The sequence below is a fragment of the Alkalicoccobacillus porphyridii genome (assembly GCF_007293315.1).
Lineage (GTDB): Bacteria > Bacillota > Bacilli > Bacillales > Bacillaceae_D > Alkalicoccobacillus > Alkalicoccobacillus porphyridii.
In genome coordinates, this window is record NZ_VLXZ01000171.1 from 1 (window position 1) to 280 (window position 280).

Annotated in this window: 1 protein-coding gene; it reads right to left on the minus strand. The window is 50.4% G+C overall.

Going from position 1 to position 280, the window contains the following annotated elements:
• Positions 1-280: trypsin-like peptidase domain-containing protein (locus FN960_RS23930; RefSeq protein ID WP_185971142.1), on the minus strand; the 280-nt coding region annotated here is incomplete at both ends.

Below are 280 nucleotides of genomic sequence, written 5' to 3' on the forward strand. Positions count from 1 at the left end.
CGATTCGACCCGTGGCACTAATAATCCCCTGGGTAATGGTCTGCCCGAGGTTGTACGGGTTACCGATCGCCAGTACTACGTCGCCAATGTGCGGTACGCGACGTGCATTAATTGGAATGGTAGGTAAACCGCCAGTGGCATTAATTTTAAGTACCGCCAGATCGGTTAGAGAGTCAGATCCCACCAGCAATGCTTCAAATACACGACCATCCTGTAAGGCGACGATGATCTGATCGGCGTCGTTGATGACGTGTTTATTGGTGATGATATAACCGCGTTG